Here is a 13,988-nt window from a genome sequence, read left to right as displayed (position 1 = left end):
CTGTGCGCACCGGGAGGGTTCGCCTAGTGGCCGATGGCGCTGGTCTTGAAAACCGGTATGGGGAAACTCATCGTGGGTTCGAATCCCACACCCTCCGCAGTTGCCTTTGAAGGCGGGCTCAGACGCCGCCGCGGGCTTCGATCGCGGCCAACTTGGTCTTGATGGCGGTGTCCAGGTCGATGCCGGCCAGGAGCGCGGTCACGTGGGCGACGATCACCACGTCGGCCAGTTCCTCGGCGACCGCCGACCAGGGTGCCGTCGACCGGGCCCGGCCGGTGGCCCGGCGGTAGGCCTGCACGGCCTCGCCGACCTCCTCGGCCAGGCACAGCACCTGGGTGTCGAGGCAGGTGGAGGCGTCGGCGTGACGGGCGCGGACACGCTCGGCGATCGCCCGGATCGCACCTTCTGTCTCTGTCACAGCGAGACAGCTTAAACTCCGGGCCGTGGCGATCGATCAGAGCGAACCCGGGCGCGAGCCCGTCGACGGGCGGCGTACCGCTCTGGACGCGGAGAACGAAGTGTCCGACCGGGTCAGCCTCGTCAAAGAAGAGGAAGAGACCGCGGTCGAGGCGCAGCCCGAGCGGCCGCCGCTGATCTACCGGCTCGCGCCCTACTTCGCGTACGTCGCGTTCGCCGTCTACCTGCTCAACGACCTCTGGGGCGACCCGGCCGGCCGGATGCTCCTGGACAACTACCAGGATCAGGTCTTCTTCGAATGGTTGCTGACCAACGGCGCCAACGCGATCGCCCACGGCGACAACCCGCTGTTCTCCGCCAAGATCAACGCGCCGTACGGCCTGAACCTGATGGCGAACACCTCGGTGCTCGCGCTCGCGCTGCCGCTGTCGCCGATCACGATGATCTTCGGCGCCGACGTCACGTTCGTCCTGATCACCACGATGGCGCTGGCCGGTACCGCGTCGGGGTGGTACTTCGCGCTGAACCGGCTGCTGGACCACCGGATGGCCGCCGCGATCGGCGGTGCGTTCTGCGGGTTCGCGCCGGCGATGATCTCCCAGGCCACCGGCCACCCGAACATCTCCGGCCAGTACGTGCTGCCCTTCGTGGTGCTCGCCGTGTTCAGCCTGGGCAAACCGGGCCGGCACCCGGTGATGCGCGGGCTGATCCTGGCCGGTCTCGTGATCGTGCAGGTGTTCATCAACGAGGAACTGCTGTTCCTCACCGCGCTCGGCCTGTTCGTGTTCCTGGTCCCCTACGCGTTCGCGCGGCCGCGCGAGCTCGCGCAGCGCGTCCCGGATGCCCTTAAAAGCCTGGCCACGACCGCGGTCGTGGCCGGCGTGGCGCTGGCCTACCCGCTCTATCAGCAGTTCTTCGGCAAGGGCTACTACCGCGGCCTGCCCGACTACATCCTCCTGTACGGCGCCGACCTCGCCGGCTACTGGACGTTCGCCCGGCGGTCGGTGGCCGGCGACCCGCTGATCACCGCCAAGATCGCTCAGGGCTCCACCGAGGAGAACTCGTTCTTCGGCTGGCCGCTGCTGCTCGTGCTGCTCGCGGTGGTGATCTGGCTGCGGCGCGACGCGATCGTGCGGTCGTTGGCGATCACCGGTGTCGTGTTCACCCTGCTCTCGCTCGGCTCGGAGCCGAAGATGAACGGTGAACCGCTCGACATCGTGGCGCCCTGGGGCTGGCTCGACGCGCTGCCGCTGTTCGACTCGGTGGTGCCGACCCGGCTGGCGCTCGTGGTGACACCGGTGGTCGGCTGCATGCTCGCGGTCGCGGTCAAACGGTTCGACGAGGCCGTCCACCGCCGGGCCGCGACGACCACCCTCGGCGACACCGCCGCGGAGGGGACGGTGGTGCGCCTGCTCGGCGTCGTCGTGCTCGCGATGGTGCTCGGCCCGCTGACGCCCACACCGTTGCCGGTGTTCGAACGCCCGTACGTGCCGCCGTTCTTCACCACGGCGATGTACAAGGACCACATCCCGCGCGACGGGGTGGTGCTCGGCGTCCCGCCCGGCTGGGGTCCGGCCCTGCACACGATGCAGTGGCAGACGGCCACGAACCTCGACTTCCGGATCTTCGGCGGGTACTACCTGGCCCCGAACCCGAACGAGCCCGACCGGGTCGCGATGTTCGGGCCGATCTACCCGCCCACGATGTCGATGCTCGGGCAGATCGCCGAGCAGAACGTGATGGTGACGGTCACCCCGGAGATCCGCGCCCAGGCGGCGACCGACTTCCGGGCGACCGAGGTGACGACGCTGGTGATGCCGGCGCACCACTGGCGGGCGGAGGAGCTGCGCACGGTTCTCGACCAGCTGGTCGGTCCGGGCGAGCTGGTCGGCGGCATGTGGGTGTGGGACGTGCGTCCCATGCTGTGACGCCGGGCGCGATCAGCGGATGCAGCAGCCCTTGCACACTTTGGGCTCGGGCAGCGTGAACGCCAGGCAGCAGGTGCGCCGGGCGATGTGCAGGCCGCCGGTGGCCGGGTCGGTGGTGATGTCGACCAGGTCGTCGACGCCGAGCGCGGCGAGCACCTCGTCGATCAGGGGCAGGATCGGGCCGGGCACCGAGTCGGCGGCCCGGTACAGGGCATGTGCCACGCCCGAGGCGAGCGAGCCCCACAGCGTGCGCCGCCCGACGTGCACCCGCTCGCGGATGCCCGCCATGAGCGCCTCGAGGTGATCGTCGACGAGGGCCCGCTTCAGTTCGCGCAGCAGCGCCGCGTCGTCCTGCTGCACGAGGACGCCGGGCCGGCGGCCCGCGGCCAGCGGGTCGCTCTCGAGGACCGCCACGAACGGACGCCGTAGCGCCAGGCGGAGGAACGGCTGGTGCTCGGAGTACCGCACGAGCACGTCGTCGAGTGCCGGCAGCGGCACCCGGCGGGCGCCGGCGTAGCCGATCAGGGCCGGCAGGGCGAGCCAGTACGAGTAGCACTTCCAGGCCAGGGCGGCCGCCACGTGCGGCTGCGCCTTCCAGCGCTGCTCGGCGGCGGCGAGGAAGTTCGCGAGGCCGGCCCCGCCGATGAGGTCGCTGGCCGGGATCCAACCGGTGGGATCGTCGACGACGAGAGTTGGCGCCAACCCGCGGACCGTTTTCTCGCCGTGCCGGGTCGCGAGGTCACGTAGCGTGGCGACCACGGGGGACATCGACGCGGCAAGCGCATCGTGTTTCGTGGTCAGCACCACCGTCGTCTACCCCCGATCCCAACGTTCAAGCGCCTCACCATACGCGCATTAGGGCAGCCTAACCAATGCCCGGGGGTGGCGTGATTCAGTGACGGAAAGTGGCGCGAATCCGGTACCGGGGAGTCGCCGCGTCCGGCCGATGCCCTGTCAAGGCTTTTGTCAGCAATCCGTCGACTCGATAAGGCCGTTCTGTCAGGACGGCGACACTGAGCGTACAGGGGACGTCTCCCTGGGGGCTGGGTAAATGGGCACGGGCGAGTCGCCCGTACAACGGGCATCGGCGGAGTTCGTCACTGAGTTTGCGCGCTGGCGGCTCGAACGCGGCCTGTCCAAGAAGCAGTTGGCGGCCGAGATGGGGTTCGACCCGTCCTACCTCAGCCATGTCGAGGCGCACCGGCACCGTCCCACCGAAGACTTCGCCCGCCGGGCCGAAGCCGTGCTGCAGGCCGGCGGGGCGATCTGGCGGCGCTTCCGCGAGTACGACGAGCTGCGCACCACGTCGCGCGCCCACCGGCAGGCGGCGGCCGCCCAGTCGCCCCAGATCCCCAGCCAGCGCGACCCCGACGCGTGGCTGCCGCCCAGCGCCGGCCTGGTGGTCGAGCGCGAGGTCGCCCGCCTCTCGTACGTCGACGGCCGGTACCGCTGCACCGTGCGGCGCTCGCTCTACAACGCCGGCAACGAGCCGGTGACCCGGTACCTGATCCGGGTCGCGGTCGACCGGTTCCCCAACGAGAGCGAACGCTCCAACCTGTACCACCGCGAGCACCCGCTCACCTGGGACGAACTGCACCTGATCGCGAGCTGCGGCGGCGAGCGGATGGAGTGGCGTCCCAAGACCGACCGGGACACGTTCAAGGAAGCCTGGCTGCTGTTCGAGAACGACCGCGGCCGGTTCCCGCTCTATCCGGGCCAGCGGGCCATGATCCAGTACACGTACCACGTCGGTGCCGACAAGTGGGGCCCGTGGTTCCAGCGTTCGGTCCGGCTGCCGACGCGGCGCATGCGCATCGAGCTCGACCTCCCGATGGCCATGCGGCCCGTGGTGTGGGGCGTCGAGACCACCCTCAGCGCCGAGTCGGTGCCGCTGCGCACCCCGATCGAGCAGGAGATCGAGGGCGACCGCGCGGTGTTCGGCTGGTCGTGCGAGAACCCGCCGCTGCATGCCCGGTACCGGTTGGAGTGGCGGTTTCGCGAACCGGCCGAGCCGGCGGTGTCCGCGCAGCGCACGGCGGTCGCGGCCGGTAACGGCCGCGGTCATCGTCCGATGGGACGCACGGAGCCCGCTCCGGCGCTCCCCAGCGTCCGCATGGCGGCGGCCGGGATCATCCAACGCGGTGCCGAGGTGCTCCACTCGCCGGGCCGGTGGTTCGACCTGCCTCGCGAGTCGGCGCTGGCCGAGGAGACCGTCGAGCGGCTGGGGTCGGCGCTGGTGCACGTGCAGCGGCTGCACCGCTTCCGCAAGGGCATCGGCCTGGCCGCTCCCCAACTGGGCCTGTCCCTGGCCGCCGCGGTGGTGCGCCCGATCGGCGCGCGCGAGCCCATCGTCCTCCTTAACCCCCGGGTGGTGGCCGCCTCGGCGGAAACCGATGAACAGTTCGAGGGCTGCCTGTCATTCTTCGACGTGCGCGGCCTGGTGGCCCGCCCGTTACGCCTGACCGTGGAGAGCGCCACCATCGCCGGTGAACGCATCCGGGTGACCTACGAGCAGGCCGTCGCCCGCCTGGTCGCCCACGAGGTCGACCACTTGAACGGCCAGCTCTACACCGACCGCATGTCGGCCGACGCCCCCCTCGTGCCCGTCACCCAGTACGACCAGGCCGACCAACCCTGGGTCTACTGACTCACAGGTCGCCGAAGGCGTCGTATTTGATGCGCATGGCGGGGACCTGCATCTCGGCCAGGGTGCGCAGCGTGCTGCGGACCATCGGCGGGGAGCCGGACACGAAGAAGTCGTGGTCCTGCCAGGGGCCGTAGCGGGCCACCACCTCGTTCAGGTTGCCCTGCTCGCCGTTGAAGTCGAAGTCGTCGCTGCAGGCGGGGACGACCGACAGCCACGGGTACGAGTTTGCCAACCGGTTCAGGGCGGGCAGGTCGTACAGGTCGTCGCGGTCGCGGGCGCCGTAGAAGACGTGCACCCAGCGGGTCCGGTTGTATCTTGTCAGCTCCTCGATCAACGCCTTGATCGGAGCCAGCCCGGTGCCGCCGGCCACGCACACGATGTCTCTCGTCGAGCGGCGGTCCAGCACCATCGAGCCCATCGGGGCGGCGAGACGGAGCATGTCGCCCGGTTGTACCCGGCGCACCAGCGCGCTCGACACCCAGCCGGCGCCCACCGACCGCACGTGGAAGTCGATGGAGCCGTCCTTGCGGGGGGCGTTGGCGGCGGAGTAGACCCGCCAGAGCCGGGGCTGGTACCGGCATTCGAGGCTGAAGTACTGCCCGGCGCGGAACTCCAGCGGCGCCAACGGGCGCACGGTGAGCACCGCGATGTCGCGCGACCGCCGCTCGTGGAACAGCACCTCGGCGTGCCAGTACGGCGGCTTGTCGGCGTCGTTCTCGGCACCCTTGATCATCGTCTGGGCGATCGCCGCGTAGGCGTCGCGCCAGGCCTGGTCGTATTCGGGACCCCACTCGTCGCCGGCGAATGTGCGCAGCGCCTCGATGAGAGCCGCGCCGACCACGTCGTACTGCTCGGGGGTCACGTGGAACTTGCGGTGGTCGCGACCGAGGGAGCTGAGGTACTCGTCGAAACGCTCCGGGTCTTCGACGGATTGGACGGCCGTGACGATCGCGCCCAGCAGACGGGCCCGTTGCACGTCCATCTGGACGGGGAACAGGTCGCGAAGCTGCGGATTGCTCAGGAACATTCGGGCGTAGAAGTAGCTGGCGAGTTTGTCCTGCTGTTCCTCGACGAGCGTCCAGCTTTCCTTCAACAACCGCGACAAGCCACTCATGAGCGGGTTTCCGGGGTACGCACGTGATTCAGCGTGGGGTGCGGTAACGGCCGACGACGCACATTTCGTGCGACGTCATCCGGCCCGATTTCCGCACCCTGGCCGTTCGACCGACGGCGTTCGGGTGGGATGCATACCCTTGCCTATACCCTATCGCCATCGAGAATGCTTCGAACGTATGTTCGAAGAGTTCGACGGATAGTGTTTGCGGGTGGTCGACGATCAACGGCGTTCCCGCGGCATCGAGGTGCTGCTCGTCCTGGCTATCTCGCTCGGCATGTCGGCGGTCTATGCGATGGTCTCGTTGGCCGCGAAGCTCACCGCGCCGGGCGGCCTCGCCAAGCAGACCGCCACCCTCAACGACGAGTTCGTGGTCGGGCGGCCCTGGCTGGACCTCACGTACCAACTGTTGAGCGTCACCCGCGGGGTCATTCCGGCGCTGTTCGCCGTCTACCTCCTGAGCCGCGACCCCGGCGATGCGCGCCGGACGCTCGGCCTGGACCTGCGGCGGCCCGGCTTCGACCTGGGGACGGGAGCCGCGCTCGCGGCGCTGATCGGGCTGCCCGGCCTGGCCCTGTACGTGGCGGCGCGGGAACTCGGTCTGAACGCCAGCGTGGTGCCGGCCGCCCTGGCGCCGCAGTGGTGGGTGGTGCCCGTACTGGTCCTGTCGGCGGTGCAGAATGCGGTGCTCGAAGAGGTAGTGGTGGTGGGCTACCTGTTCGAACGCCTGAAGCAGCTGGGCTACCGGACGGTGACGGTGGTGCTCACCAGCGCCGTGCTTCGCGGCGCGTACCACCTGTACCAGGGCATCGGCGCATTTGTCGGAAACGTCATCATGGGCGCGATTTTCGGGCTGTTCTATGTCCGATTCAAGCGGGTACTTCCGCTCGTGATCGCGCACGCGATCCTCGACGTGGTGTCATTCGTCGGGTATGCCCTCCTGAAGGATCGACTGTCGTTTCTCTCTTGAGTGCCGCCGATCGTGTGTCCGACGTGGACAGTCACCGATGGTCACGAGATAGATACATCGACGCGCTGCTCTTCTCTTAGGTGTACGTATGCAAATAAGCTCCGCGTCGCAACGTGGGCCACCCTCGACCCACGAAACGGCTCGGAGGTCAGCACCTGTGTCGTTAAGAAAGCAGGCCGGGCTGAGGCGCCCGGCAACGGTCGCGATCGCGACAGCGGCGATCACGATGATGACGGTGGCAAGCTCCACCTGGGCCCAGGCCGCCCCAACCAAAGCCACGGCCGCACCCGGCCTGTACGTGGTCCAGTTCGACGACAGTCCGTTGGCCGGCTACATCGGTGGCGTCAACGGAATCGCGGCGACCAAGCCCACGAGTGGCGGCAAGCTCGACACGAAGTCCTGGAACTATGACGCCTACCGCAAGTATCTGCAGAGCAGGCGTGCCGATACGTTGAAGCGGGCGAAGGTCACCGGCAAGAAGGCGGTGTTCGAGTACAGCGCCACGTTCAACGGTGTCGCCCTCAAACTCACCGGCTCGGAAGTGCAGAAGCTGCGCGCGACCGCCGGCGTGAAGAACGTTTACAAGCAGGAGATTCTCAAGACGCAGACCGCCGACACCCCGAAGTTCCTCGGGCTCGACGGCGCCAACGGCGTCTGGCAGAAGCAGTTCGGTGGCGACGCGAACGCCGGTGCGGGCGTGGTTGTCGGTGTTCTCGACACCGGTATCTGGCCGGAGAACCCGAGCTTCGCCGACATGCCCGGTGCCGGTCCGATCGAAGGCTGGCAGGGCGAGTGCGTTCCGGGTGAGGAAGCGCCGTTCGTCGAATGCAACAACAAGTTGATCGGTGCCCGGTACTACCCCATGGACGGGGTCACCGACTACGACTTCCTGTCGCCGCGCGACTACAACGGCCACGGCTCGCACACGTCGAGCACGGCGGCCGGCAACCACGGCGTTCCGGCCACCGTCAACGGTGACCCGCAGGGCAACATCAGCGGCATGGCGCCGGCGGCGCGGCTCGCGATGTACAAGGTCTGCTGGGAGACGGTCTCGGGTGCCGGCTGCGGCACGTCGCAGATCCTCGCGGCGATCGACGACGCGGTTTCCGACGGTGTCGACGTGATCAACTTCTCGATCGGCAGCAGCTCGCAGAGCCCGGTGCTCGACGCGATCGAGCTGTCGTTCATGAACGCCAGCCTGGCGGGCGTGTTCGTCGCCGCCTCGGCCGGCAACAGCGGCCCGGGGGCATCCACCGCCGACCACGGCTCGCCGTGGCTCACCACGGTGGCGGCCGGCACCCACGACCGCACGTTCGAGAAGTCGGTCACCCTGGGCAACGGCACGACCTACACCAGCCGTGGCTACGGCAAGGCGGTCCCGTCGAGCCCGTTGATCGACGCGGCCACCGCCGCCCTCCCCGGTGCCAACCCGGTCGAGGCGCGGCGCTGCTACAGCCAACGCGGTGACGCCCCCGGCGCCCCGCCGACCCTCGACCCGGCGAAGATCGCCGGCAAGATCGTGGTCTGCGAGCGCGGCGGAAACGCCCGCACCGACAAGGGCTGGGCGGTCAAGAACGCCGGCGGCGTCGGCATGGTCATGTACAACCCGACCACCAACTCGGTGAACGCCGACTTCCAGCCGGTTCCGACCGTGCACGTCGACGTCCCCACCGGTGCCGCGATCAAGGCGTACGCCAACACGGCCGGTGCCACCGCGTCGATGGCGGCGTCGGTTCGGAAGGTGGCGCAGGCTCCGGTCGTCGCCGCGTTCTCCAGCCGTGGCCCGTCCGACCCGTCGCAGGGTGACCTGCTCAAGCCGGACATCATGGCGCCCGGTGTCGACGTGATCGCCGCGGTCGCCCCTCCGGGCAACCACGACAACAACTACGACGCCCTGTCGGGTACCTCGATGGCCAGCCCGCACATCGCCGGCATCGCGGCTCTGATGAAGCAGAAGAACCCGACCTGGTCGCCGGCGGCGATCAAGTCGGCGCTGATGACGACCGCGGGCCAGACCGACAACACGGGCGGGGCGATCCGGCAGGAGAACGGCGCGACCACCGCGCCGTCGAACCCGCTCGCCTACGGCGCCGGTCAGGTGCGTCCGGCGGCGGCCTACGACCCGGGCCTCGTGTACGACTCCGGTGTCGAGGACTGGCTGCGGTGGATCTGCGGCACGTACAACGAGATCGGCGACGCCGAGAACGCCGGCTTCAACTGCGCCGACGTCAAGGCGGCCGTGGGCGAGGCCGACCCGAGCGACCTGAACTACGCGTCGATCGCGGTCGGTGACCTGGCGGCCAAGCAGACGATCAAGCGCACGGTCACCAACACCACCAACCAGGCCAGCGTCTACGTCCCCAAGGTCGAGGCGCCGGCCGGGTACACGGTCAAGGTGACGCCGCCGGTCCTGACGGTGCTGCCGCGCCGCTCGGCCAGCTTCACGGTCGAGATCACCCGCACGAACGCGCCCTTCGGCCAGTGGTCGTTCGGCTCGCTCACGCTGGCCGACCTGCGCGGCCACAGCGTCCGCACCCCCATCGCGCTGCGGGCGGCGCCGGCGTCGAGCCCGCTCGAGCTGAGCCTCAGCGGCACCAGCGGCTCGAAGCCGTTCGTGGTGCGCGGTGGCGTCAACGGCACGCTGAACTCGAAGGTCAACGGCCTGGTGCCGGACACCATCGACACCAAGCACCTGGTGGGTACCAACGTCGGCTTCGACGTCGACAACCCGGCCGAAGGGCCGGCGGTCATGAAGGCGACGGTCAACGTGCCGGCGGACACCCTGTTCGCCCGGACCAGAACGTTCGCGTCGGAGTATCCGCCGGGAACGGACCTCGACATCTTCGTGTACCGGGACGGCGAGCTCTGGAACCTCAGCGCGACGGGCAGCACCGACGAGGTGGTCGACCTCGAGCCGGGCGGCACGTACGACGTGTACGTGGTCCAGTACGCGAAGCCCGACAGCGTCGACGGGCAGGACGTCAACCTGCACTCGTGGGTCCTGCGGCCGGTGACCGCCGGCAACCTGACCCTGTCGCCGGCGAACCCGACGGTGACGGCGGGTGCCCCGACGACGATCACGGCGAACTGGACCGGGCTCACCCCGGGCCGGATCTACCTCGGCATCATCCAGTTCGGCCAGGGTGGCAACCTGACCAACGCGACTGGCGTGACGGTTCGTACCTGATCCTGATGTAAGCGAGGGCCCCGGCTTGATGCCGGGGCCCTCGCCTTTTTGTCCAATATGGACAGACACGCTATGTGATCGAAGGGTGCCACTTTCTAGATTCGAGCGAAGTGAATAGCCTTCGTGCATGCGCGGGCTGGCGCGTGTCCCTCGTCGGGCGCGGGCCGCTCAGGGGGGATTTACGCAGACACGGAGGTTTGTGTGTCAAACACGATGCTGCCGGCCGGTCAGCGGCGCGGGCGGGCCAGAGCCCTGCTCGCCATCGGTGCCACGAGCGCCGTCGTCGCTGCCCTCGCCGTCCCGGGCGCGGTCTCAGCCAAACCGCTGCGCGCCGAGAGCTCCGGGATCTACCTGGTGCAACTCGCCGGGGATCCGCTCGCCACGTACACCGGCGGGGTCGCCGACATTCCGGGGACCAAGCCGCCGGCCGGGCAGAAGCTGGACACCGGCACGTGGAACTACGCCGCCTACCGCCAGTACCTCCAGAAGCTCAGGGCCGAGGCACTCGACCGGGCGGGAATCGAGGAGAACCAGAAGGTCGTCGACTACTCGGTCGCCTTCAACGGGTTCGCCGCCTTCCTCACGCCGGCCGACCTCAACCGGCTGAGGGACTCTCCGGGCGTCACGCAGATCTTCGCCAACCGGCTCGTCACCACCCAGACGAACAACACCCCGCGGTTCCTCGGCCTGTCCGGTGAGGGCGGCGTGTGGAACCGGTTCTTCGAGGGCCAGGACCACGCGGGCGAGGGTCAGATCATCGGTGTGATCGACAGCGGATTCTGGCCCGAGAGCCCCAGCTTCGCCCCGCTGGCCGAGCCGCGCCCGGACGCCGACGCGATCGCGGCGAAGTGGAACGGCAAGTGCGACGCCGGTGACACGGGCCAGATCGACTGCAACAACAAGGTGCTCGGCGCGCGCTGGTACGACGTCACCGGGCAACTGCGCTCGTGGGAGGGCGAGTTCCAGTCGCCCCGCGACCGCAACGGACACGGCTCGCACACGTCGAGCACCGCGGCCGGCAACCCGACCGACGCGAGCGTCGCCGGCTCGCCCGTCGGCCGCGTCAGCGGCGTCGCACCGGCCGCCCGGCTGGCGGTCTACAAGGCGCTGTGGCACAACCAGGCGACCGGCGGAGCCAACGGCACCGAGGCCGACATCGTGAAGGCCATCGACGACGCGGTCGCCGACGGCGTCGACGTCATCAACTACTCCGTCGGCGACGGCCTCGACCGGCTCAGCGCCATCGACGTCGCGTTCCTGCAGGCCGCGTCGGCCGGGGTGTTCGTGTCGGCGTCGGCGGGCAACTCCGGCAACGCGTCGCCGACCGTCGACAACACCATGCCGTGGCAGGCGACCGTCGCCGCGAGCACGCACGACGTCATGTACGCCAAGAGCGTGGTGCTCGGCAACGGCGCGACCTACGAAGGTGTCGGCGTCGGCCCGGCGGTCGCGTCCGCACCGCTGATCCACGCGTCCGCCGCCGGCAAGGCCGGCGCCGACGCGACGCAGGTGCGGCTGTGCTTCTCGGCCGGTGCGGTGCTCGACCCGGTGAAGGTCGCGGGCAAGATCGTGGTCTGTGACCGGGGCAGCAACGCCCGCGTCGACAAGAGCGCCGCGGTCAAGGCCGCCGGCGGCGTCGGCATGGTACTGGCGAACAACACGGCGGCGGAGAGCCTCAACACCGAGATCCACTCGGTGCCGACCGTGCACCTCGGCCCGAACGAGTCGGTGGCGGTGAAGGCGTACGCGGCCACCGCCGGTGCGACCGCGTCGCTCACGTCGTTCACGCCGAAGGCGCAGCGGGCGCCGACCGTGATCGGGTTCTCGTCGGTCGGCCCCAGCCGGGCCAGCGCCGGTGACCTGCTCAAGCCGGACATCACCGCGCCGGGCGTCGACGTGGTCGCGGCGGTGCCGCCGATCGCCAACCCGACCGGGTCGTTCTACGACCTCAAGGGCGGCACCTCGATGGCGGCTCCGCACATCGCCGGGCTCGCGGCGCTGCTGCGCCAGGAGTTCCCGACGTGGTCGCCGAACGCCGTCAAGTCGGCGCTGATGACCACCGCGGGCCAGACCGACAACCAGGGCCGGCCCATCGCCCGGGCCGGTGCCGGCAACGCGACGCCGTTCGACATGGGTGCCGGGCACGTCCGGCCGGGTTCGGCCTTCGATCCGGGCCTCGTGTACGACTCCGGTCCGCTGGAGTGGCTGCAGTGGTCGTGCGGCATCGGGGTGGCGCTGAAACTCGGTGACGGCACGTCGGTGTGCAGCGCGGTCGGTTCGATCGACCCGAGCAACCTGAACTACCCGTCGATCGGTATCGGCAGCCTGGCCGGCACGCAGACCGTCACCCGCACGGTCACCAACACCACCAACCAGGCCAGCGTCTACGTCGCGAAGGTGCAGGCGCCGCCGGGGGTCAACGTCAAGGTGACGCCGTCGGTGATCACCGTGCTGCCGAAGCGTTCGGCGACGTATACGGTGGAGTTCACCCGCACGTCGGCACCGTTGAACGCGTACCTGTCGGGCTCGATCACGCTGGCCGACCTGCGTGGTCACAGCGTCCGTAGCCCGTTCGCGGTGCAGCCGACCGCGCTGAACGCGCCGACGGTGGTCAACGGCACCGGCACCAGCGGTTCGCAGCAGGTGAAGGTGCAGGCCGGTTACAACGGTGCGGCCTCGGCCGCGGCGTTCGGCCTGGTGAAGCCCGAGGTCCGCACGGCGCACCTGGTCGGCGCCGACGGCGGAGCGTTCAACGAGGACGCGCCGGCCACGAGCGACACGGTCGCGAAGTTCACGCTGACCGTGCCCGCCGGCACCCGGTACACGCGGATCGCCACGTACGGCGGCGACTATCCGTCCGGCACCGACATCGACCTGCACGTGTACCCGGCCGGCTCGAACCAGAAGTTCGCGGAGAGCGCCGGCGGTGCCTCCGACGAGGCGGTGCAACTGCCCCCGGGCACGTACGACGTGTACGTGGTGCAGTACGGCCTCGCGCAGGGCGTCGACGAGCAGGACGTGAAGCTGTACACGCACATGGTCGGCGCCAACGCCGGCAACGTCTCCGTGACGCCGTCGACGCAGTCGGTGCGTCTCGGCGGCGAGGTGACGTTCACCGTCAACTGGACCGGATTGACCGCCGGCACCCGCTACCTCGGCGTCATCGAATACGGCGACGGCAGTGTGGTCACCGGTCGGTCGCTGGTGAGCGTTTCGACCTGAGGCGTGCGGAGGGGCGTCACCAGAAACTGGTGACGCCCCGGCCGGAAATCAGTAGCGGCTCTGGCATCCCGCGGAGGAGCCGTCGCTGTCGCGCTTGTACGGGAACTTGATGGCGCCGGCGGTTGTCGGCCCGTAAATCCCGTCGTCGGTGACGCCGGCAGCGTCCTGCGCGTCCTTGAGAGCCTCGAAGGTGTTCTGGCCGAAGATGCCGTCGACCACGAGCCCGGCGTGGTAACAGGTGTTCAACGCACCCTGCAGGGTCCGCACGGCGACCCCCGAGTTTCCCTTGCCCATGACGCAGGTGCCGCTGCTGTTGTAGGCGGGATAGGTGGCGTAGAGGGCGCCCTTCGAGATGTTGACTTTGTTGTTGCATGTGGCCGCGGCCTGTGCCGGAGCGGCGACGGCGAATACGCCGAATCCGGCGAACGCCAGTGGAAGCAGGATCTTCGCGATGTGTGACTTCATGGTCCGAGGACACCACCGGTCCGTACATTTTTCGTACA

Annotated in this window: 9 protein-coding genes and 1 tRNA gene; 6 read left to right on the top strand and 4 right to left on the bottom strand. The window is 69.3% G+C overall.

Annotated elements, in window-relative coordinates:
* The first annotated feature begins 12 nt into the window (after positions 1-12).
* A tRNA-Ser gene (locus Vau01_RS55955) sits at positions 13-97 on the top strand.
* Positions 98-118: 21 nt separating this feature from the next.
* On the opposite strand, the gene Vau01_RS55950 is transcribed toward Vau01_RS55955, so the two are convergent.
* The gene (locus tag Vau01_RS55950; RefSeq protein ID WP_204010804.1) at positions 119-418 is read right to left on the bottom strand and encodes a MazG nucleotide pyrophosphohydrolase domain-containing protein; all 300 of its coding nucleotides are present in this window, start codon (positions 416-418) and stop codon (positions 119-121) included.
* Between the two features lie 25 nt (positions 419-443).
* Between Vau01_RS55950 and Vau01_RS55945 the strand changes: the two genes are divergently transcribed.
* Positions 444-2,345, top strand: coding sequence for a DUF6311 domain-containing protein (locus Vau01_RS55945; RefSeq protein ID WP_204010802.1), 1,902 nt, complete (start codon positions 444-446; stop codon positions 2,343-2,345).
* A gap of 12 nt (positions 2,346-2,357) precedes the next feature.
* Here Vau01_RS55945 and Vau01_RS55940 read toward each other — a convergent pair whose 3' ends face one another.
* Complete coding sequence (locus Vau01_RS55940) at positions 2,358-3,113, bottom strand: IucA/IucC family C-terminal-domain containing protein (protein ID WP_204010847.1); 756 nt, start codon at positions 3,111-3,113, stop codon at positions 2,358-2,360.
* Positions 3,114-3,396: 283 nt separating this feature from the next.
* Between Vau01_RS55940 and Vau01_RS55935 the strand changes: the two genes are divergently transcribed.
* Complete coding sequence (locus tag Vau01_RS55935) at positions 3,397-4,992, top strand: peptide deformylase (RefSeq protein WP_204010800.1); 1,596 nt, start codon at positions 3,397-3,399, stop codon at positions 4,990-4,992.
* 1 nt (position 4,993) lies between these two features.
* Here Vau01_RS55935 and Vau01_RS55930 read toward each other — a convergent pair whose 3' ends face one another.
* Positions 4,994-6,106 carry a globin domain-containing protein gene (locus Vau01_RS55930; RefSeq protein ID WP_204010793.1) on the bottom strand — a complete coding sequence of 371 codons (1,113 nt, stop codon included), beginning with the start codon at positions 6,104-6,106 and terminating at the stop codon, positions 4,994-4,996.
* A 211-nt stretch (positions 6,107-6,317) separates the two neighbouring features.
* Here Vau01_RS55930 and Vau01_RS55925 point away from each other — a divergent pair, with 211 nt between their 5' ends.
* From Vau01_RS55925 to Vau01_RS55915, 3 genes are all read left to right on the top strand, one after another.
* Positions 6,318-7,076 carry a CPBP family intramembrane glutamic endopeptidase gene (locus Vau01_RS55925; protein WP_373320474.1) on the top strand — a complete coding sequence of 253 codons (759 nt, stop codon included), beginning with the start codon at positions 6,318-6,320 and terminating at the stop codon, positions 7,074-7,076.
* 229 nt (positions 7,077-7,305) lie between these two features.
* The gene (locus tag Vau01_RS55920; RefSeq protein WP_239152827.1) at positions 7,306-10,263 is read left to right on the top strand and encodes a S8 family serine peptidase; all 2,958 of its coding nucleotides are present in this window, start codon (positions 7,306-7,308) and stop codon (positions 10,261-10,263) included.
* Positions 10,264-10,464: 201 nt separating this feature from the next.
* On the top strand, positions 10,465-13,485 hold the full coding sequence (locus Vau01_RS55915) for a S8 family serine peptidase (protein ID WP_204010790.1): 3,021 nt from the start codon (positions 10,465-10,467) through the stop codon (positions 13,483-13,485).
* A 48-nt stretch (positions 13,486-13,533) separates the two neighbouring features.
* Here the strand turns inward: Vau01_RS55915 and Vau01_RS55910 are convergent, their stop codons facing one another.
* Complete coding sequence (locus Vau01_RS55910; protein ID WP_204010787.1) at positions 13,534-13,950, bottom strand: peptidoglycan-binding domain-containing protein; 417 nt, start codon at positions 13,948-13,950, stop codon at positions 13,534-13,536.
* Between the last annotated feature and the right edge of the window lie 38 nt (positions 13,951-13,988).

Source organism: Virgisporangium aurantiacum, assembly GCF_016863635.1.
Lineage (GTDB): Bacteria > Actinomycetota > Actinomycetes > Mycobacteriales > Micromonosporaceae > Virgisporangium > Virgisporangium aurantiacum.
This window is presented reverse-complemented; position numbering and strand designations above follow the sequence as displayed.

What these genes read in the sequence shown, in the direction of transcription:
- Vau01_RS55930 (WP_204010793.1), bottom strand. Translation starts at nt 6,106, where the DNA reads ATGAGTGGCTTGTCGCGGTTGTTGAAGGAAAGCTGGACGCTCGTCGAG.
- Vau01_RS55935 (WP_204010800.1), top strand. Translation starts at nt 3,397, where the DNA reads ATGGGCACGGGCGAGTCGCCCGTACAACGGGCATCGGCGGAGTTCGTC.
- Vau01_RS55940 (WP_204010847.1), bottom strand. Translation starts at nt 3,113, where the DNA reads ATGTCCCCCGTGGTCGCCACGCTACGTGACCTCGCGACCCGGCACGGC.
- Vau01_RS55920 (WP_239152827.1), top strand. Translation starts at nt 7,306, where the DNA reads ATGACGGTGGCAAGCTCCACCTGGGCCCAGGCCGCCCCAACCAAAGCC.
- Vau01_RS55910 (WP_204010787.1), bottom strand. Translation starts at nt 13,950, where the DNA reads ATGAAGTCACACATCGCGAAGATCCTGCTTCCACTGGCGTTCGCCGGA.